The following is a 20,009-nucleotide window of genomic DNA, read 5'->3' as shown; positions in this document are numbered from 1 at the left end:
CGGATTGGCGGTGGCGATCAGCGGGTCTGCTGCGTCAGCACGTAGTTCCCGGACTTCGCTGCCGGCACGGCGGACCAGCCCGGCGCCAGGTCGAGGGTCCAGCCGTTGCCTTCGAGATGCGGGCCCTTGATCGCCGTCGGGACAGGCAGCGCGGCATGGCTGAAGTCCGGCGACACCAGTACTCCGCCCGCTTTCACGTCCAGGGTGCCCCAGCGTGCGATGGCGTGGAACGTGAGGTAGACGATGCCGTCCGCACCCAGCGCCACGGCGGTGCTGGGATTGAAACTGAAGCGCCCCAGCGCAGTCAGCGAGAGCGTGGGTCCATCGACCAGCGAAGCACGGTATTGCGCCTGCATGGCTTGTTCGCGGGCGGCGCGATCGGCCAGCTCCACGCGCAACCCGCTCGCACCGTACCCCGCTGCACGCGAGTCGGCCGACTCCTGCGCTTCGTCGTGCAGCGTCGATGCCAGCATCGCGCCAAGGTCGGCATGCTCGTCCAGCGCCTTGCGCCACCCGGGCAGGCGTTCGTCCAGCAGCAGGCCATAGGCCGGTCCCGACATGAAGGCGGAAATGCGCAAGAAGGAAACCCCGGTGTCGGGGTGGACCAGGTCGGCTGCCGTGTACCAGCGCGCCGCCGCGGCATCCGGCTCCGCAGCCGCGATGCCGGTGTACTGCGCCGTGCCCTCCACGATATCCATGGCGGCCTCCGTCGCCGCCGAGCCGGGGAACAGCGCGTGGCGACGGCTGCGGAAAGCCAGCGCGTCGCGGATGGCCTGCGTCTGCGCCGGGCCCGATTCGATCAGGGCGGCGGCCAGCGCGCGCCACTCCAGCTGCAACCACAGCCGCCCCTGCTCCGTATCGAGCTGCGGGTTGGCCGTGGCGTTCGCCGCCAGGTGAAGCTCCGGCTGGATGCGATGGAACATCTCGTGCGCCAGCGTTATCGAGCGCGCGCCTGCGTCCCGGGGCAGCATCGGCAAGCGCAGCTGGGTCCAGCGCACGCCTTCCCATTCCGTGGGGGCGTCGGAAAGGACCACGTCCTCGGGCAGCCTGCCGACATAGACCCCGTCCTCGGGCTGGAGCAGGTGCTGCGGATCCGGCTGGTTGGCGATGACCGCCCGCGTGGCGGGGATCACCAGCAGCATCCGGCCGTAGAGCGGCATGCCCCACAGGCGGCCGGCGTCCCTCGCAGAGACGTGCTGCGCATCCGCGAAGACGGACTTTGCCTGCGCGATCTCGGCCGGCGTCGGTGACGTCGGCGACGACGCCAGCACCGGCGTGGACAGGCCAAGCCCCAGCGACGCCACGAACACCGTCCTGCGGATGCAGTCACACAGCGACATGATGAACACCCTCCATCATTGGCCCCCGTCTTCCACATACTAGCTGCCCGGAACAGGCATCCGGCTTTCCGCAGGCGATCGGGATGCCCACGGAGACGCGGCCGCCACGGCGTGCCTTGCCGTCATCATCGACGGCGACTCCCGCCCGCGCCGCATTGACCGCTCGAAACCGCCAGCGACGGCGGCCTCCGGAAAGCCGCGGTCAACCGCGTGGCGACGGTGCCCGCGCCAGCGCCCACACATCCACCCGCTGCACGCCGGCGCGCTTCAGCACGCGCGCGCATTCGGCCAGGGTGGCGCCGGTGGTCATCACGTCGTCGAGGACCGCCACGTGCACGGGCAACGCGATGCCGTGGCGCACGGCGAAGGCGCCGCGCACGTTGCGGCGGCGGGCGACGGCATCGAGTTCGGTCTGCGCCGCGGTGCCGCGGCTGCGCAGCAGCACGTCGTGGCGCAGCGGCACGGCGAGCTGGCGCGCCAGCGGCCTGGCCAGTTCCAGCGCCTGGTTGTAGCCGCGCCGGCGCAGGCGCGCGCGATGCAGCGGCACCGGCAACAGCAGCCCGGGCTTCGGCAGCGGCATGTCCTCGCGTTGCCACAGCGTGGCCAACGCGCGGCCGGCGGCGAGGTCGCGGCCGAACTTGAAGCGCGACTCCAGCCGGTCCAGCGGCCAGCCGTAGCGGAACGGCGCCCACGCCGCGTCCCACGGCGGCGCGTGGCGCTGGCATTCGCCGCACAGCGCGGCAGGCACGGGCAATGGCAGGGCGCAACGCGCGCAGCAACAGCGGTTGCGCGGAAGTTCCGCGGCGCAGGCCGTGCACAGGTCCATGCCGCGCTCGCCGCGGGCGCCGCAGAGCAGGCAGTGCAGCGGCAACAGCCAGCGCTGCAACCCTCGCCACGGTTGGAGCCATGCGTCCTTGCGAATCATCACCATGCTTTCCTCGCCGGATGAGGCGATGGTAGCCGCAGCCCTCGTCAACCTCGATACCCAGGCGAACGGTTGACGCCCATCGGCGGGCCGCCCACACTTCGCGGCCTCTGCCACGGAGCCTCCCCATGCCCGAAGCCCTGATCCGCCACGACTGGAGCCGCGACGAAGTCGCCGCGCTGTTCGCGCTGCCGTTCAACGAACTGCTGCATCGCGCGCACACCGTGCACCGCACGCACCACGACGCGAACGCGGTGCAGGTGTCCACCCTGCTCTCGATCAAGACCGGCGGCTGCCCCGAGGACTGCGCCTACTGCCCGCAGGCGGCGCGCTACGACACCGGCGTCGCGGCGCAGAAGCTGATGGAGGTCGACGACGTGCTGGCGCGCGCCAGGGCCGCCAAGGCCGCCGGCGCCAGCCGCTTCTGCATGGGCGCGGCGTGGCGCGGGCCGAAGGACCGCGACATCCCCAAGGTCGCCGAGATCGTGCGCGCAGTGAAGGACCTGGGCCTGGAAACCTGCGCCACCCTGGGCCTGCTCGGCGACGGCCACGCGCAGCAGCTCAAGGACGCCGGCCTCGACTACTACAACCACAACATCGACACCGCGCCGGAGTTCTACGGCGAGATCATCCACACCCGCGAATACCAGGATCGCCTGCAGACGCTGGAACAGGTGCGCGATGCCGGCCTGAAGACCTGCTGCGGCGGCATCGTCGGCATGGGCGAGACGCGCGCGCAGCGCGCCGGCCTGCTGCAGGCGCTGGCCAACCTGCCCGAGCATCCGCATTCGGTGCCGATCAACCAGCTGGTCCCTGTGCCGGGCACGCCACTGGGCAATGCGGAAAAGCTCGATCCGTTCGAGTTCGTGCGCACCATCGCGGTGGCGCGCATCCTGATGCCGCTGTCCATCGTGCGTCTCTCCGCCGGTCGCCAGCAGATGGATGACGCGGTGCAGGCGCTGTGCTTCCACGCCGGCGCCGGCTCGATCTTCTACGGCGAGAAGCTGCTCACCACCGGCAACCCCGACACCGAGCACGACCGCGCGCTGTTCCGCCGCCTCGACCTGCACGCGATGGAAGTCGTGGAGGAAGCGGGCACGGTGCATGCGGACATCATGGAAGCCGCGCCGGTAGGCTGCGGGCATGGGTGCGGGTGCAGTGCCGCGGCCTGAAGCAATTCTGCGCGCCAATCCCCCTCCCCTGCTTGCAGGGGAGGGTTGGGGAGGGGTCGCTTTTTGTCCATGACCGGCTCGTCCCGCCCCGACCTTCTCCACCGCCTGGCCATCCAGGCGTCCGAACGCGAACACGCCGGCCTTCGCCGTCGCCTGCGCACCATCGAGCATGTGGAAGGACCGTGGCTGGAAAGCGGGGGCCGACGCCTGCTCGGCTTTTGCAGCAACGACTACTTGGGTCTTGCGCAACATCCGCAACTGATCGCCGCACTGAAGCGCACGGCGGATGACGAGGGCGTGGGCAGCGGTTCGGCGCACCTGATCTGCGGCCATCGCCGCGAGCACGCGCAACTGGAAGAGGCGCTGGCCGAATGGACCGGGCGCGAGCGTGCGCTGCTGTTCTCCACCGGCTACATGGCCAACCTCGGCGCGATGCAAGCGCTGCTCGCGCGCGACGACGTATGCGTGCAGGACAAGCTCAACCACGCCTGCCTGCTGGATGGCGCGCAACTCGCCGGCGCCGAACTGAAGCGCTACCCGCATGCCGACGTGGAAGCCGCCGCGCGCCAGTTGCGCAGCCGCCCACAAGCCGCCGCCCTGCTCGCCACCGATGGCGTGTTCAGCATGGACGGCGACGTGGCGCCACTCGCCGCGCTCGCCGCACTGTGCACGCGCGAACACGCCACGCTGATGGTGGACGACGCGCACGGTCTCGGCGTGCTGGGCGCGGATGGTGCGGGCAGTGTGCGTGCCGCCGGCCTCGGCCAGAACGATGTGCCGGTGCTGATGGCCACCTTGGGCAAGGCATTGGGCTGCAGCGGCGCCTTCGTGGCCGGTTCCGCCGCGCTGATCGACGGCCTGCTGCAGTTCGCGCGGCCGTATGTCTACACCACCGCGATGGCGCCCGCGCTGGCCGCGGCGACCTGTGCCGCCGTGGAGATCGCACGCAACGACAGCTGGCGCCGCGAAAAATTGCAGTCGCTGATCGCCCGCTTCCGCGTCGGCGCCGCGCAGCTCGGCCTGCCGCTGATGGTCTCGCCCAGCGCGATCCAGCCGTTGCTGCTGGGCGATGCGCAGGCCGCGCTGGAGGCCGCGCTGGCGCTGGAACAACGTGGCGTGCTGGTCACCGCGATCCGCCCGCCCACGGTGCCGCAGGGCCAGGCGCGGCTACGCATCACGCTCTCGGCGGCGCACGAGGACGAGCACATCGACCAGTTGCTGGATGCGCTGGCCACGCTGCCGAAACCGGTCGCCACGGGCGGCCCCGTATAATGGCGGGTCGTTTCGCCGCCTTTTCCGCATGAACATCGTCAACCTCTCCGCCTACCGCTTCGTCGCGCTGGACGACCTGCCCGCGCTGCGCGAACGCGTGCTCGAACGCGCCGCCGCGCTGGCGTTGAAGGGCACCGTGCTGCTCGCGCCCGAGGGCATCAACCTGTTCCTCGCCGGCCAGCGCGAGGCGGTGGATACGTTCATGGCGTGGTTGCGCAGCGACCCGCGCTTCGCCGGACTGGAAGCGAAGGAATCCCTGTCCGGCGAGGTGCCGTTCGGCCGCCTGCGCGTGCGGCTGAAGAAGGAAATCATCACCATGCGCCAGCCGGCGATCCGCCCCGAGGGTGGCCGCGCGCCGGCGGTGGACGCATCCACGCTGAAGCGCTGGCTGGACCAGGGCCGCGACGACGACGGCCGCGAAGTGCTGATGCTGGACACGCGCAACGATTACGAAACCGCGGTGGGCAAGTTCACGCAGGCCGTGGACTACCGCCTCGCCAGCTTCACCGCCTTCCCCGGAGCTATCGCCGCCGACCGCGCGCGCTACGCGGGCAAGACCGTGGTGTCGTACTGCACCGGCGGCATCCGCTGCGAGAAGGCCGCACTGCATATGCAGGAGCTGGGCATCGAGCACGTGCACCAGCTCGAAGGCGGGATACTCAAGTACCTGGAACTCACCGACGGCGCGCACTGGCAGGGCGACTGCTTCGTGTTCGACGGGCGCGGGGCGGTGGGCGCCGATCTACTCCCTGCAACCGTCTCCCCTCTCCCGCAAGCGGGAGAGGGGTCGGGGAAGAGGGAAGGCTCTTGCGATGAACCCACATCAAGGCCGGCTCCGAGCAGCTCTCCCGCGAGCACCCGCCCCTCACCTCAATCCTCTCCCCGGAGGGGAGAGGAGGCGAACGCAAAAGGCGCTTCACCCCATTGGGGCGGGGTATGAACCTGCATATCGAAAAGCTCGGCAGCGGCCCGGTCCCCCTGGTACTGCTGCACGGCTGGGCGATGCACGGCGGCGTGCTGGAGCCACTGGTCGACGCGCTGGCGGATCGCTGCACGATGCATGTGGTGGACCTGCCCGGCCACGGCCGCTCGCGCGAATCGCAGCTGCCGCTGGAGCCTTCCGCTTGCGCCGCCACGATCGCGCAGGCCACGCCGCCGGCAATCTGGCTGGGCTGGTCGCTGGGTGGATTGATTGCGCTCACCGGCGCACTGGAGCAGCCGCAACACGTGCGCGGCCTTGCGATGATCTGCGCCACGCCGAAGTTCACGCGTGACGAAAGCTGGCCGTGGGGCGGCGACGCCACGCTGGTGCGTCAGCTCGCACTGGATCTTGAAACCGACTACCACGCCACCATCGAGCGCTTCCTCGCGCTGGAGGCGATGGGCAGCGCCGATCCGCGCGGCGAGCTGCGCCATCTGCGCGAACTGGCCTTCGCACGCGGTGAGCCGGACCTGCGCGTGCTGCAGGAAGGCATCCGCATCCTGGAAACCCGCGACCTGCGTGCGCGCCTGCCCGAGCTGCGCCAGCCCAGCGTGTGGATCGCCGGCCGCCGCGACCGGCTGGTGCCGCCACAGGCAATGGAGTGGTCGGCACGGCAGGCGCATGGCCGCTTCGTGCAGATTGAACACGCCGGCCACGCGCCGTTCTTCTCCTACGCCGGCGAAGTGGCGCAGGCGCTGCAGCCCTTGCTGGACAGCTTCCGTGAGTGCGGCTCCCATGAGTGCAGCCCCAATGAGTGACTTCCACCTCGACCGCGAACGCATCCGCCGCAACTTCGGCCGCGCCGCGCGCAGCTACGAGCAGCACGATGCGCTGCAGCGCGAAGTGCAGCAGTCGCTGCTGGAGCGCCTGGACTTCTATCTGGAAACGCCCGCACGCGTGCTCGACGTGGGCGCCGGCACCGGCCGCGGCAGCGCGCTGCTGAAGCAGCGCTACGCCAAGGCCGAGGTGATCGCGGTCGACCTCGCACTGCCGATGCTGCGCGCGGCCAAGGCGCACAGCGGCTGGCTCAAGCCGTTCCGCCGCGTCTGCGCCGAGGCCACCGCGCTGCCCTTCCCCGACCACAGCGTGGATCTGCTGCACTCCAACCTGTGCTTCCAGTGGATCACCGACCTCGCCGCGCTGTTCGGCGAATGCGCGCGCGTGCTCAAGCCCGGCGGCCTGCTCGCCTTCACCACCTTCGGCCCCGACACGCTGAAGGAACTGCGCGCGGCCTGGGCGGCGGCGGACGGCCATTCCCACGTCAGCCGCTTCCTCGACATGCACGACATCGGCAACGCGATGCTCAACGCCGGCCTGCGCGACCCGGTGCTGGACGTGGAGCGTTACACGCTCACCTACAGCGAACCGCGCAAGCTGCTGGAGGAACTGCGCGGACTGGGCGCCACCCACGCCGACGCCGCACGCGAACGCCACCTCACCGGCAAGTCGCATTACCGCGCCATGCTCGCCGCCTACGAGGCGATGCGCGTGGACGGCCGCATTCCCGCCACCTGGGAAGTGGTCACCGCGCACGCCTGGGGTCCGCCGCCGGGGCAATCGCGGCGCATGGCCGGCGGCGGCGAGATGGCCAGCTTCTCCATCGACAGCCTGCGCGGTTCGCGGCGCCGCTGAGCGCTCGGTTCAGAGCAGGCGGTTCACCAGCCGATCCAGCCGCACCCGACTCAGCCGCCGCAGCAGGCGCCGCACTTCCGGCGGATAGCTGCGTGCACTTTCCAGTGCGTGATAATCAGCCAATCGCGTGGCGTGCTGACGCAAGGCCGCCCACTCCGCTTCGTGCATCGCATGCAGGCGGTGCGTGGGATCGCGCAGCAGCAGGCCGTTTTCGAGATCCAGCGCCCAGGCACGCGGGTTGAGGTTGTGGCCGGTGAGCAGGGCGCAGTCGTCGTCCACGAACAGGCCCTTGAGGTGGTAGCTGTTGTCGCCGTCGCGCCACAGCCACAGGTTCAACTGGCCGCTGGCGAGCTGGCGCGCATGCGTGCGCGCGAAGCGGCGCAGGTTGTTCTCGTAGAGGTAGGGCAGCAGGCCGATGGTGCGGAACGGCTGCGTGGGCGGCATGTAGAAATCGTTGGCGGTCTTGTCGCCCACCATGATCTCGACCGTGCAACCGCGCCGCAGCGCCTGCCCGATCGCCGCGCGCACCGGCCCCGGCAGGTTGAAGTACGGCGTGAGCAGCACGATGCTGCGCCGCGCGCCGCGCAGCAAGGCGAGCATGGTGTCATTGAGCGCGTTGTCGGCACGGCCGAAGCCCTTCAGCGGCGTGACGGCCACCGCGCCATCCGCCAATACCGGCACCGGCACCACATAACTCGCCTGCTGCAGGTGCTGGCGGAACGCGCGGATCGACGGCAGCAGGGCACGCGTGGGCGGTGGGTCGGGCAGGTCGAGCCGGCGCACCGCCTCGCTGTCGCGGAACTGCCGTTGCACGAAGGCCGCCATGCTGTCGGCGAGTGCCGCATCGCGGATGCGATGGCAGCGGTCGAGCCGGTAGCGCCCGTGCTTCGCCAGGTAGACGTCGTTGAGGCTGGCGCCGCTGTACAGCACGGTGTCGTCGAACACGAAGCCCTTGAGGTGCAGCACGCCGAACAGTTCGCGGTTCTGCACCGGCACGCCCCACACGCGCACGCCGCCGCCGTGGCGCTGCGCGAGGTCGCGGTACATCGCCGCGTTGCCCGGGCTTTTCTGCTTGCCGATCAGGCCGCGCTGGGCGCGATGCCAGTCCACGTAGACGTCGACCTCCAGCCCGGGCTGCCGCGCACGCGCCGCGTAGAGCGCATCCATCACCTCACGGCCCGCGTCGTCGTCCTGCAGGTAGAGCGCCACGATCACGATGCGCCGCGTGGCCTGCGCGATCTGCGCCAGCAGCGCCTGATGCAAGGCCTGCGGCCCGTGCAGGGCCCCGATGGCGTCCGCGGGTACGGCAAAACCCGGCAACGCCTGCAGCCACGCCCGCGATTTCGGGCGCAGCGGCGAGACGAGGCGGCGCGCGATGCGCCGCGGCGCGTTGATCAGCATGTTCATGGATCAGAGGATACGCAAAGGCAGGCCATGAAAGCAGCCAGGCTTGCCTTCATGCCCTGGCCAGATTATCCGCCACGTCACTCCGCGTAATCCCGCAGCAGGGCCTCCACGTGACGCAGGCGCCGTCGCTGCCGCCGGATGTAGACGACGAAGAACACCAGCAACGGCACGAGGACGACACCGTTGATCTCCACTTGAAGTAGCAGCAAATGTTCAAGTGCTGGATCGTGCCGCCAGCGCGATGGCACCAGCCAGGGCGCTGCCACCAGTAGCGTGAACGCGATCAGCAGCGGAATGCTGGCGATGTTCAGCCACGCCAACCGGATGCCCGCGCGCGCGCGCGCTGCGGTCAGCCGCAACAGCTCGGGCATGCCATCGGCCGTCGCCTGCCAGGTGCCGCGACGCACGCGCAACGACAGGTACACCGACGCCGCCACCAGCAACAATGCCAGACCGGCCCAGACCTTCCAGCGCAAGCCGAGGCCCGGGTCGAGCAGCAGGTGCAATACCTGGCCGATGGCGAACAGCGCGGCACAGCACTCGAAGCCAAGCACCACCTGCATCTGCCGCCGCTTGCGCTGCACCCGGCGGCGCAGCCGGTCCGCATCGACCGTGGGTTGCCGCTGCCAATGGTCGCCCCAGCGCACCCAGTCATCGCTTGGATTCATGCCGATTCTCCCAGTGCGTCCTTCAACGCCTTGCGCGCCCGGTTCAGGCGCACCGCCACGTTGTTGGCGCTGATGCCCAGCGCCAGTGCGATCTCCTGCTGGCTGAAACCTTCCAGCGCCAGTGTCACCGCCTGCCGCAGCGTCAGCGGCAGGGCGCGCACCGCGTCCTGCAGGCGCAGGCGTTTCTGTTCGAGCTGCGCGTGCGATTCCGGGCCGTGAGCCGGATCGGCGAGGTCATCATCCAGTCCTTGCGCCGCCGGCCGCCGCGTGCGGCCGATCACGTGGCTGGCGCCGCGGTTGTGCGCCACGCGCGCCACGAAGGTCTTCAACGCCGCCTCGCCCCGCCATGCCGGCAGCGCCTTCCAGAGCGCCAGCGCGATGTCCTGCAGCAGGTCGTCGCGCAACGAGGGATCGGCTTCGTAGCTTGCCGCGATGCGCGACAGCAGCCCCGCATGCCCGTGCAGCAACGCGGCGAATTCCCCCTCGCGCATTCCGTCTCAGCCTTCCGCCCGGCACAGGTCGCGCCATACCGCGTAGCTGCACGCCATCGACCACGGCGAAAGGAACAACAGCAGCGCGAACGTCCAGGACTTCGCCAGCATCAGCAGGAACACACCCAGGTTCACCAGCAGGAACACCCCGAACGGCGCGGCATGGCGGCACGCCATCCGCACGCTGTTGCAAACCGCCCGCCACGGTGACTGCCCGTCGAACAGGAACAGGCATGGCGCCAGCATCAGCAGGATGGCCGGCACCACCCCGGGCACCAGCAACACCCGTTCGAACGTCGCCGTCATCAGCTCGCGATGGGCCATGGCATGCCCCAGCCACGCCGCATCCACCGCCGGCCAACCGTACACCAGCCATGCCACGGCCTGCTGCACCGCAAACACGCCCAGGCCCCACAGCGCCGCCAGCGCCAGCACCGGCATGAACGGGCGATGGCGCAGGCCGTCCAGCAGACTGGACCAGCGCAGGCGCCCGCCCCGCGCCTGTTCGTCCAGCCCCAGCAGGATGCCCATCAGCAGCACCGGCACCGCCAGTTTCGACAACGTCACGCCGACCCACGGGATCAACTGCAGGAGGGTTTCCACCAGCAGCTGCGCGAAGCACAGCAGGAACAGCCTGAGCGGCACGCGTCGCCACAGGCGCAGGCCATCGAGGCACTAGCGCAAGCCGAGACTCGCAGGTAGTACGGCAGTGGCGGGCAGGCGTTCGGGGATGGCGGACATGGCAGTGGCCTCGTGGCGTGATGACGACCCTTCCCTAGTCCGTGACCGCCGCGAAAACCTTACAGGCGATCCACCACGTGCCGCCGCATGTGCGCAGCGGCCACCGCGGCGAGCCAGCGATCCAGGGCGCCGTGCCGCGTCGTCGGCGACACGTCCTTCGATGGATCGTGGCGAACCGGTCCGGCAGCTGCGCTGCATGGCGCCTATTGTCGGGCGCCCGTTGCCGGTAATGCCTCATCCTTGAAGCCGCCGCCCAGCGCCTCGACCATGCGCACGGCCAACTCGGCCTGGCGGCTCTGCAGCACCGCCTGGTTCTGTTCGGCCACGAGCAGCACGTGGCGCGCGACCAGGGTGTTCAACTCCGTGCCCAGCCCGGCCTGGTAGCCGATCTGCGCGTTGTCGTAGGCGCGTTGCGCGTTGTGCAGCACGTCCTGCTGCGTCTGCAGTTGGCTCTGCACGGCACGCGACAGGCTGAGCAGGTCGGCCACCTGGTTCACCGCGCGCACCAGCGTCTGGTTGTAGTTGGCCACCGTCTCGTCGTACAGCGCATCGTGCGCGTTGAGGCCGGCGCGCAGGCGCTTGCCGTCGAACAGCGGCAGCGACAGCGCGGGGCCGACGCTGTAGGTGCGCGCGGGCAGCTGGAACAAGGGCACGTTGTCGCCCAGCGCGAGGAAACCAGCCATTGCGCTGATGTTGAGGTTGGGCATGAACTGCGCCTTGGCCGCCTTGATGTCCTGCGCGGCGGCTTCCACGCGCCAGCGCGCGGCGACCAGGTCGGGGCGACGACCCAGCAGGTTGGCGGTGAGGTCGGGCGGCACCGCCAGCGACACCGGCTTGAACTCGCTGGGCGCGGCGATCTGCAGGCCACGGTCCGGCCCCTTGCCGAGCAGCACGGCGAGCGTGATGCGCGCACTGTCGATCTGCGCCTCGGCGGCGGTCAGGTGCTGGTGCGCGGTGCCTGCCTCGGCGCGCGCCTGCAGCAGGTTGTCGGGCAGGCCCATGCCGCTGGCGACCAGGGTATGGGTGAGCGCGGCGATGCGATCCGCACGCTCGACGTCGCGCTGCGCGATGTCGCGCAACACGAAGGCCTGGCGCAACTGGATCCAGGCCAGCGCCACGTTTGCCGAGAGCTGGATGCGCGCGGTGCGGCGATCCACTTCCGCGGCGCGGCTGCGGCCCAGCGCGGCTTCCCACGCGGCGCGCTGGCCGCCCCACAGGTCGACGTTCCAGGAGAAATCCACTCCCGCGCTCTGCATCCACGCGAACGTGCCGACGACCTCCGGCAGCACCAGGCCGACTTCCTTCTCGGAAAGCCGTGCGCCGGTGGCGGCGTAGCTGGCTTCCACGTTGGGATCGCGCGCGGCGTCCAGCGCCTGCGCTTCGGACTGCGCCAGTTGCGCTCGCGCATCGGCGACGGCGAGGCCGGGGTTGTCGCGCAGCGCTTCATCGATCAGCGCGTCGAGCTGTGCGTCGCCCAGCGAATGCCACCAGTCCTGCTGCGGCCACGCGGCCGGACTCACCTGCACGCCGGCGAGGCTTTGCCGCGCCTGCAGGCCGTCCGGCGCAATCTCGTGGCCGCTGGGGTGCAGTCCGCGGGTGGAAGCACACGCGGCCAGCGCCAGCATCGACGCCGCGAGGGCAAGCGTTCGCAGCGCACACGTCATGGCTGCGCCTGCTGCGCGCTACGGTCGTCGTCACGCGGATGCACGGTGATGGTCGCGGTCATGCCGGCCACCAGCACGCTGCCCTTGGGCATCTGCGCGGGGTCGATGCGGATGCGCACCGGGATCCGCTGCGCGAGGCGCACCCAGTTGAAGACGGGGTTCACGTCGGGAAGCTGGTCCGGACTGCCGGGGTTGTCGCGGTCGGCGATGCCGCGCGCGATGCTGTCGATGCGGCCCTTGAGCTGGATGCCACCGGCCATCAGGCGCACGTCCACCGGGTCACCCATGCGCACTTGCGGCAGCTTGGTTTCCTCGAAATAGCCGTAGATGTAGTAGCTGTGGCTGTCGACCAATGCGAGCTGCTGCGCGCCCGCATTGGCGAAGTCGCCCACGCGCACCTGCACGTTGGTGGCATAGCCGTCCACCGGTGCGCGCACCTGCGTGCGTTCGAGGTTGAGCTCGGCGTTCTGCACCGCCACCTGGGCCTGCGCCTGCGCCGACAGCGCTTGGTCGTGCGCCGCCTGCGCCTGCTTCAGCGCGGCTTCGGCCTGGTGCCATGCCGCTTCCGCGGCCTCGGCGGTGGCGATCGAATTGTCGCGCGTCTCGCTGGACACCACGCTGCCCGCGGGCACCTGCATGCGCCGCTTGGCCTGCGCCTGGTACATCGCGTAGTCCGTCTTGCGCGCGGCCACGGCGGCGGTGGCCGCGGCGATGTTCGCCTCGGCAGCATGCACGCCGGCGCCGGCGGCGCCGAGGTTGGCGCGGGCCTGCGCCAATGCGAGTTGATAGCGCGAGGGGTCGATCACCAGCAGCACGTCGCCGCGGTGCACGAACTGGTTGTCGTCCACGTGCAGCTCGGTGACCAGGCCGGCCACGTCCGGCGCCACCTTCACCACGTCGGCGCGCACGCGGCCATCGCGCGTCCACGGCGAATACAGGTAGTGCGACCACAACAGGTGGCCGAGCAGGAAGGCGACCAGCACCACGAAAGCGGTGATCAGGAAGCGCAAGATCGAAGTCTTGTTCATGACGGTCTCAACGTAAAAACAGCAGTCCGCCCGCGGCGAACAGGCAGGCAAACAGGGCAAGGCGGAACAGCGGCGGATGCCACACGTAGCGATGCAGGCCATAGCGGCCGATCAACGCGTCCACCAGCAGCATCAGCGGCAGGCAGACCAGGAAGATCGGCAGCAGGCCGGGCACCAGCACGCCGCCGATGGAAAGCTCATGGGGCATGGGTCGGTTCCTCATTGGCCGTGGCGGCGGCCAGCGGCGATTCGTCGTCGCGCAAGGCGCCCAGCAACTGGTACAGGTGCGGGCGCAGCGCCGGGGCGTCGGCGCAGGTTTCGATCGCGGCACGCACCTCATCCTCGGCGTGCTGCCGGCGCGCTTCGTCCGGCTGCTGGTACAGCTGCGCCACGGCCTGCACCGCATGCTCGGCCGCCGCGCGCGCCGCCGCCGGCACGTCGCCGACACGCAACTGCTCGCGCAACTCGATCAGCGCGCGCCCGCTCTCCTGCACTGCCAGCGCCCAGCTCAGCAAGGCGCGCGACTGGCGGCTGCCCGGGCGGGTATGCGTGATCACCTGGTGGAACAGGTCGCGGCTGGCGCTTTCGAAGCGCCACGACAGGCCATCCAGCGGCGCGGTGGCGGCTTCCACCACCTGCTCGCGCAAGCGGCGGAACTGCCGGCGACGCTGCCAGCCGCTGCCGGTGACGCGCGGCACGAACACGAAGGCCGCCGCGGCCAAGCCCACGCCCGCGAGCTGCGCGACGGTTTCGTTCAACGCGGTGGCGAAGTCGTACACCATCGAATTCTTCAAGGCGAGGATGGAGATGATGGCCAGCGCGTAGCCGCTGCCGATATTGGCGGTGCCGGGGTGTGCGCTGAGCCACGGCCCGATCAGCAGCAACGGCAGGCTCGCCGCGATCAGCATCATGAAACCGTCGCTGCCTGGCAGCAGCCAGAACGTCGCCAACAGGCCGGCCACCGAGCCCGCGGCAAAGCCGATCAGCATGTTGAACGCGGAGGCCAGCGGGTTCGGCGTCGCCGCGAGCAGGCCACTGAAGATGGTGGCCAGCAGCATCGCGCTGGAGCCATACGGCCAGCCGCTGGCGATCCAGAACACGCTCAGCACGCTCATGGTGAGGAAGGTGCGCAGCACCGCCACCGCGGCGCCGGTGGCGTCGTGGCCGCGGCGGAAATGCACACGCTCCACGGCGCCGCGCTGCACGTGCGCGCGCAGCGCCAGCTCCACTTCGACGTAACCGCACAACTCGTCGAGGAAGCGCTTCAGCAAGGTGGCGCCGGTGTCGAACGCCAGTTGCGCGTGGCCCGGCTGCAGGCCCGCGCGCAGCGACGCCTCCAGCGCCGGCAGCTGCCGCGCGCATTCGCGCAGGCGCGGCGCCAGCACCGCGGGGTCGTGCAGCTCGGCAGGTGCCGTTTCCAGCGCCGCGCCGATCGGCCGGTACAGCGCGATCAGCGCGTCGGCCTCGGCGGCACGGCCTTCGCGCTGCAAGCGGTTGATCAGGTGGTGCAGCGACTGGAAGCTGGTCGCCGCCGCCATGTTGTGCTGGTTGAGCAGGCGCATGCGCGTGCTGCGCGCGCGGATTTCCGGGTCCTCGAAGATCACCGAGGCGCGCATGTCCTCCAGCTGGACCGCCGCGCGCACGAAGCGCAGGTGCGCCTGCTCCATCGCCGCGCGCGGGATGCTGCCGCCGGTCGAGCCGCGCACGAAGTCGATGAAGTTGGCGAAATGCGCGCGCGCGCTCTGCCGCAGTACCAGCCGAAGCCGGTCCGGCAACACCAGGTCGCTGACCACGGCGGACACCACGATGCCCAGCATCACTTCGCTCACGCGCATCAATGCGGAATCGAACACGCCGAGCGGATTGGCCGTTGCCGGCAACGCCACGATCGCCGCGGTGTAGCCGGCCAGCACGAAACCGTAGGACATGAAGTTGCGGTACAGCGTGGCGCCGCCGGCGCACAGCGCCAGCCACAGCGACAGGCAGGGCAGGAACAGTTCGCGCTGCTGCGGGAAGGCGCACAGCAGAGCCAGCCCGAACGTGCTGCCGCACAGCGTGCCGATCGCGCGGTAGAAGCTCTTGGCCAGCACCATGCCGCTCTGCGGATGCATCACGATGCCCACCGTGATCATCGCGGTGGACGGTGCCTCCAGCCGCAGCCACATCGCCAGCCAGGCGGCCAGGTAGACCGCGAGCAGGGTCTTGGCCACGAACAGCCAGGTACGCCCCTCGCCCGCGAACAGCTCCGCCAGCGTGGGCCAGCGGCGCAGCGAAGGTTCCGGGATGGTCGATGCCCCTGTCATCGCTCAGTCCTGCTCCAACTGGTTGAGGAACTTCTTCAGCAGGCGCTCCAGCTGCGCCGTCTCGGCGGGTTTCATGCCGGCGGTCTGGCGTTCCAGCAGCGCGCAGACCGATGGCATGAACTCGTCGATCATCGCCAGTCCCGCGCGGCTCAGGCTCAGGCTGACCTTGCGCCGGTCCTCGTCGCTGGCGGTGCGCTCGATCAGCCCCTTGTCGCACAGGCTGTCTGCAAGCCGCGTGATGTTGGCCGACTTCTCGCCCGCCGCCTCGGCCAGCTGCGATGGATTCAGCGCATAGCCCTCGGTGCCGTACAGCATCATCAGGATGTTGTACTCCGGGTGGCTGATGCCCCACGGCTTGAGCGTGGCGTTGGCGGCGTCGTGCACCCGCTTGTGCAGGTGCTTCACCAGCCGCACCAGCACCGCCGGCTCGCGCGGGAACGCGGGCTGGCGCCGGCAGGTGACGGCAAGGCGCTGTTCGGTGGGGGCGAAGCTGCTCATGGCTGGGCGCGTTTTATTGTCTTTGTTTGTATTTCATATATGAAATATATGGAAATGAATTTTATGCCCCGAACGGGCGACCTGCAAGCACCCCGATGCGGGCAGGACGCCAATGCCCACAAATGCGAAGGGCGCCATCGGCGCCCTTCGTTGCTTTCCTGGTGCAACTGGTCGTAACTCAGTTGCCCTTGACCGGGAAGGTCTGCGCGCCACCGTTGGCCGGCGGCTGGGACTGCCCCGGCGCGGCACCGGGCTGCGGGACGCGCGTGCCGCACTGGTAGGCCCCCCAGGGCTGCGAACCATCGCTGGGATCGGCCAGCGGCTTGATGGTGTCCGCATGCATGGTGGCGGCCTCGTTGCGCGCCATCACCTGCAGTTCGTCGCGCACCTTGATGTCGTTGCGGTCCACCGGACCGACGTGGTCCATCACCGAGACCGTGATCTTGCCGAGGTCGTGGCAGCCGGAAACGTCGCCGTTCCACGCCGTGCGCACGTTCTGCGAGGCCGGCGTGGGGTTGATGCCCCAGGTGCAGGCGCCGAGCAGCAGCGTGGGAACGATCAGCAACACGGTCTTGCGCATGGGTCGACTCCGATGTCGGGATGAAGAAAGGCCGGGCGGCATGCCGCCCGGCCTCTCATGCTAGCGCGCGAGGCTGGATCGCGCCTGTATGGGCGCCTGCTCCGCCCGCCAGGCCGCACCCGGTGGCCGAATGCGCACCGTCTCCAGCCCGTCGTCCCGGCGCAGGCCGGAACGACGGGGAACCGCTACTTCGATACCGGCTTGCCGTCGGCGTCGAGCACCTGCACGTCGCCGAGGTTCAGTGCGCGCACCGGCGCCTCGATCTGCTTGAGGTCGCCCACGATCACCCAGGTCATCGCCGCAGGCTGCACGATCTCCTTGATCGCGGCCTCGGCGTCGGCCTGCGTGATGGCTTCCAGCCGCGGCTTCAGCGTCTGCACGTAATCGTCGGGGCGACCGTACTCGACGATGCCGTCCAGCGCGCCGAGCACCGCGGAGGTGGTCTCGTAGCTGCCCGGCAAGGCGCGGATGCGGCTGTCCTTGATCTTGGCGATCTCGGCGTCGGTCAGCGGCCGGTCGCCGATCACGGCACGCGCCTCCTTCAGCACCTCCTCGGCCGACGGCGCGGTCTTGTCGGTCTGCACCGGCGCGTAGAACAGCATCGGGCGCTGGCCCTGGGCGTCCATCAGGAAGCTCTGCGCGCCGTAGGCCCAGCGCTTGTCCTCGCGCAGGTTCATGTTGAGGCGCGAGGTGAAGGTGCCGCCGAAGGCGCCGTTCGCCACCTGCACGGCGAGGTTGTCCGGCGCACGCGTGGACGGTGCGAGCAGGCCGGCCATGATCAGCGACTGCGGCGCATCGGAACGGTTGATCAGGAACACGCGCGGCCTGGATTGCGCGGCCACCTGCGCGATGTTCTTGTGCGGCACCGCGCCGGCCGGCGCCTTCCAGTCGCCGAAGGCGGCGTTCAGTTCGGGAATGATCTTGTCCAGCGTGGTGTCGCCGGCCACGAGGATCTTCACGTTGTCCGGGCGCAGCCAGTCGTGCTGGAACGTGCGCAGGTCGTCCGCGGTGAGCGACTCGATGCTGGCCTCGGTGCCGCTGCCGGTGAACGGGATGCCGTAGGCGTGGTTGGCGCCGTACAGCAGCGGCGGCAGGGTGCGCAGCGCGAGGCCGGTGGGCTGGGTCTTCTCCTGCGCGATGTCGGCCAGCCACTGGCCGCGCACGCGGTCGATGTCGGCGGCATTGAACGCGGGATCGCGCACGATGTCGGCGAACAGCGCCAGCGAGGGCTTGAGCTGGTCGTTGAGCGCGTTGAGCGAGGCGCTGCAGCTGTCCAGGCCGCAACCAACGCTGGTGATCGCGCCGAGGCGCTGGCGCGCTTCGGCCACGGCGACCGAATCCATCCTGGTGGTGCTCTCGTTCATCAGGCGCGAGGCGAAGCTTGCCGTGCCGAGCTTGCCGCCCTGGTCGGCGGCGTAGCCGGCGTCGAACAGCAGTTGCACCTGCGTCACCGGAATGGCGTGGCGCTGGGCGAGCACCACTTCGATGCCGTTGCTCAGCTTGCCGCGCTCGAGCTTCGGGAAGCTCAACGACGGGAACGAATCGACCTGCGGCACGCCCTTGGCGCGGTCCACGTCGCTCCTGGTCACGCTATAGGCATGCGCGGCCGGCAGCCTGGGCTGCGGCTTGCCGGCGGCATCGCCCAGCGGCTTCACCGCCGCGTCCTCGGCGGCCGGGTCGAAACCCTTGCCGGCAGGCAGCACGGTGAGCTGGTAGTCGCCCTTGCTGAGCCACTCGTCGGACGCGGCCTTGACGCTGGCCGGCGTGGCCGCATCGGCACGTTCGAGGTCATGCCTGTAGGCACCGGGATCGCCGCGATAGACCTGGCCCTCGGCGAGGATCACCGCCTTGCCGCCGAAGCCGCCCACCTTCTCCAGCCCGCGGATGAACTGCGCGCGGTTGCCGATCCTGGCGCGGTCGAGTTCGTCGGCGGTGGGGCCGTTGGCGAGGAAGTCCTTGAGCACCGCGTCGATGGCCGCTTCCACCCTGGCCGGATCAACGCCCTGCTTCACGTCGGCCTGGATCTGGAACTGGCTGGCCAGCGCGAACGGCGCGATGCCGGCGGAGACGTCGTCCACCAGCTTGTCCTGGTAGACCAGCCGCTGGTACAGCCGCGAAGTCTTGCCGCCGCCCAGCACGGTGCTGGCGAGGTCGAGCTGGATCGCCGCGTCGCTGCCGAGCTGCGGCACCACCCAGGTGCGGTAGATGCGTGGCTGCGCCACGTGGTCGTGCTGCACGCCGCGGGTGGACTTGGCCAGCGGGGTGATCCACGGCTGCTGGTGCGCCACCGGCTGGCCGGCGGGGATGTCGCCGAAATACTTCAGCGCCTTCGCGCGCGCCTCGGCCAGCGTGATGTCGCCGGCCAGCACCAGGGTGGTGTTGGCGGCGCCGTAGTTGGCGTGGAACCAGCCCTTCACGTCGTCCAGCGAGGCCGCGTTCAAGTCGGCCATCGAGCCGATGGTGTCGTGCTGGTAGGGATGGTTGGCGGGATAGGTCTCGGCGAGGATGTTCTCGTCCACGCGGCCATAGGGGCGGTTCTCGCCCTGGCGCTTCTCGTTCTGCACCACGCCGCGCTGGGTGTCGAGTTCCTTCTGGCCGATCGCGTCGAGCAGGTGGCCCATGCGGTCGGATTCCATCCACAACGCCATGTCCAGCGCGGTGGTCGGCACGGTCTCGAAATAGTTGGTGCGGTCGAACCAGGTGGTGCCGTTCATGTCGGTGGCGCCAGCCAGTTCGAACGGCTGGAAGTAGGTGCCCTTGTGGTGCTCCGAACCCGAGAACATCAGGTGCTCGAACAGATGGGCGAAGCCGGTCTTGCCCTTCGGCTCGTCGGCCGAACCGATGTGGTACCAGATGCTCACCGCCACCACCGGCGCCTTGTGGTCCTCGTGCACGATCACGGTGAGGCCGTTCGGCAGGGTGAAACGGGTGTAGGCGATGTCCGGAACCTGCTGCGTGGCCGGCGCGGTTTGCGCGGCGGCCATCGCGACGTTCGGCGCGAGGCCGGCCGAGGCGCTCAACAGGCCCGCGATCAGCGCGGCCAGGGGCTTGCTTCCCATCGTGGTGCTCCTTTCGGGTTGGGTGTCGGACCAGCCTACGGGAGGTCGCAAATTCTTGCCAGATGACCAAAGGCACGCCTGCGGCCGGCTGTCCGGTTTGCCTGTCCGACTGTCCGCGGACAAGCGACCCGGGCACCAAGCCATTCATGAAAATCAAGTTTTCTCAATAACTTGCAAGCACTTCTCGGCTTGGCACGCGGATTGCTCTCCCTACATCGCACAAGGACAACCACCCCAATCGGAGACA

Annotated in this window: 18 protein-coding genes; 5 read left to right on the top strand and 13 right to left on the bottom strand. The window is 69.6% G+C overall.

Annotated elements, in window-relative coordinates; translation table 11 throughout:
* Nucleotides 1-17: 17 nt before the first annotated feature.
* Nucleotides 18-1,340 carry a hypothetical protein gene (locus IHE47_RS07415; protein WP_192105256.1) on the bottom strand — a complete coding sequence of 441 codons (1,323 nt, stop codon included), beginning with the start codon at nucleotides 1,338-1,340 and terminating at the stop codon, nucleotides 18-20.
* Nucleotides 1,341-1,542: 202 nt separating this feature from the next.
* The gene (locus IHE47_RS07410) at nucleotides 1,543-2,265 is read right to left on the bottom strand and encodes a ComF family protein (protein WP_192105255.1); all 723 of its coding nucleotides are present in this window, start codon (nucleotides 2,263-2,265) and stop codon (nucleotides 1,543-1,545) included.
* A gap of 128 nt (nucleotides 2,266-2,393) precedes the next feature.
* On the opposite strand from IHE47_RS07410, the gene bioB reads away from it, so the two are divergent.
* The 5 genes from bioB (at nucleotide 2,394) to bioC (ending at nucleotide 7,323) form a co-directional block, all read left to right on the top strand.
* Nucleotides 2,394-3,437 (top strand): biotin synthase BioB, encoded by a 1,044-nt coding sequence (gene bioB / locus IHE47_RS07405; protein ID WP_192105254.1) that lies wholly within the window; start codon nucleotides 2,394-2,396, stop codon nucleotides 3,435-3,437.
* Nucleotides 3,438-3,506: 69 nt separating this feature from the next.
* Nucleotides 3,507-4,709 (top strand): 8-amino-7-oxononanoate synthase, encoded by a 1,203-nt coding sequence (gene bioF, locus IHE47_RS07400; RefSeq protein ID WP_192105253.1) that lies wholly within the window; start codon nucleotides 3,507-3,509, stop codon nucleotides 4,707-4,709.
* 28 nt (nucleotides 4,710-4,737) lie between these two features.
* Nucleotides 4,738-5,649 carry a sulfurtransferase gene (locus tag IHE47_RS07395; protein ID WP_192105252.1) on the top strand — a complete coding sequence of 304 codons (912 nt, stop codon included), beginning with the start codon at nucleotides 4,738-4,740 and terminating at the stop codon, nucleotides 5,647-5,649.
* Nucleotides 5,646-6,449, top strand: coding sequence for a pimeloyl-ACP methyl ester esterase BioH (bioH, locus tag IHE47_RS07390; protein WP_192105251.1), 804 nt, complete (start codon nucleotides 5,646-5,648; stop codon nucleotides 6,447-6,449). The genes IHE47_RS07395 and bioH overlap by 4 nt, the downstream gene beginning before the upstream one ends.
* A complete protein-coding gene (bioC, locus tag IHE47_RS07385) occupies nucleotides 6,442-7,323 on the top strand; it encodes a malonyl-ACP O-methyltransferase BioC (protein ID WP_192105250.1) in 882 nt (293 codons plus the stop codon). Before bioH ends, bioC begins: the two co-directional genes overlap by 8 nt.
* Nucleotides 7,324-7,332: 9 nt before the next feature.
* On the opposite strand, the gene pssA is transcribed toward bioC, so the two are convergent.
* From pssA to IHE47_RS07330, 11 genes are all read right to left on the bottom strand, one after another.
* Nucleotides 7,333-8,730, bottom strand: coding sequence for a CDP-diacylglycerol--serine O-phosphatidyltransferase (gene pssA, locus IHE47_RS07380; RefSeq protein ID WP_192105249.1), 1,398 nt, complete (start codon nucleotides 8,728-8,730; stop codon nucleotides 7,333-7,335).
* 77 nt (nucleotides 8,731-8,807) lie between these two features.
* Nucleotides 8,808-9,398: a hypothetical protein gene (locus IHE47_RS07375; protein ID WP_192105248.1), complete on the bottom strand. Its 591-nt coding sequence runs from the start codon at nucleotides 9,396-9,398 to the stop codon at nucleotides 8,808-8,810.
* Nucleotides 9,395-9,889: a sigma-70 family RNA polymerase sigma factor gene (locus IHE47_RS07370; RefSeq protein ID WP_192105247.1), complete on the bottom strand. Its 495-nt coding sequence runs from the start codon at nucleotides 9,887-9,889 to the stop codon at nucleotides 9,395-9,397. Before IHE47_RS07370 ends, IHE47_RS07375 begins: the two co-directional genes overlap by 4 nt.
* A 6-nt stretch (nucleotides 9,890-9,895) precedes the next feature.
* On the bottom strand, nucleotides 9,896-10,534 hold the full coding sequence (locus tag IHE47_RS07365) for a hypothetical protein (protein WP_192105246.1): 639 nt from the start codon (nucleotides 10,532-10,534) through the stop codon (nucleotides 9,896-9,898).
* Between the two features lie 299 nt (nucleotides 10,535-10,833).
* On the bottom strand, nucleotides 10,834-12,294 hold the full coding sequence (locus IHE47_RS07360; RefSeq protein ID WP_192105245.1) for an efflux transporter outer membrane subunit: 1,461 nt from the start codon (nucleotides 12,292-12,294) through the stop codon (nucleotides 10,834-10,836).
* Complete coding sequence (locus IHE47_RS07355) at nucleotides 12,291-13,322, bottom strand: HlyD family secretion protein (protein WP_192105244.1); 1,032 nt, start codon at nucleotides 13,320-13,322, stop codon at nucleotides 12,291-12,293. Before IHE47_RS07355 ends, IHE47_RS07360 begins: the two co-directional genes overlap by 4 nt.
* A 7-nt stretch (nucleotides 13,323-13,329) precedes the next feature.
* Complete coding sequence (locus IHE47_RS07350) at nucleotides 13,330-13,530, bottom strand: DUF1656 domain-containing protein (protein WP_192105243.1); 201 nt, start codon at nucleotides 13,528-13,530, stop codon at nucleotides 13,330-13,332.
* Nucleotides 13,520-15,625 carry an FUSC family protein gene (locus IHE47_RS07345; protein WP_192105242.1) on the bottom strand — a complete coding sequence of 702 codons (2,106 nt, stop codon included), beginning with the start codon at nucleotides 15,623-15,625 and terminating at the stop codon, nucleotides 13,520-13,522. The genes IHE47_RS07350 and IHE47_RS07345 overlap by 11 nt, the downstream gene beginning before the upstream one ends.
* Nucleotides 15,626-15,628: 3 nt before the next feature.
* Nucleotides 15,629-16,123 (bottom strand): MarR family transcriptional regulator, encoded by a 495-nt coding sequence (locus IHE47_RS07340; protein ID WP_192105241.1) that lies wholly within the window; start codon nucleotides 16,121-16,123, stop codon nucleotides 15,629-15,631.
* 178 nt (nucleotides 16,124-16,301) lie between these two features.
* Complete coding sequence (locus tag IHE47_RS07335; protein ID WP_192105240.1) at nucleotides 16,302-16,703, bottom strand: DUF4156 domain-containing protein; 402 nt, start codon at nucleotides 16,701-16,703, stop codon at nucleotides 16,302-16,304.
* Between the two features lie 185 nt (nucleotides 16,704-16,888).
* Nucleotides 16,889-19,762 (bottom strand): pitrilysin family protein, encoded by a 2,874-nt coding sequence (locus IHE47_RS07330; RefSeq protein WP_192105239.1) that lies wholly within the window; start codon nucleotides 19,760-19,762, stop codon nucleotides 16,889-16,891.
* Nucleotides 19,763-20,009: the final 247 nt, after the last annotated feature.

It is taken from the genome of Rhodanobacter sp. DHB23, from assembly GCF_014842975.1.
Classification (GTDB): domain Bacteria; phylum Pseudomonadota; class Gammaproteobacteria; order Xanthomonadales; family Rhodanobacteraceae; genus Rhodanobacter_A.
The sequence above is the reverse complement of the archived record's forward strand: the minus strand, read 5'-3'. Positions and strand labels throughout refer to the sequence as shown.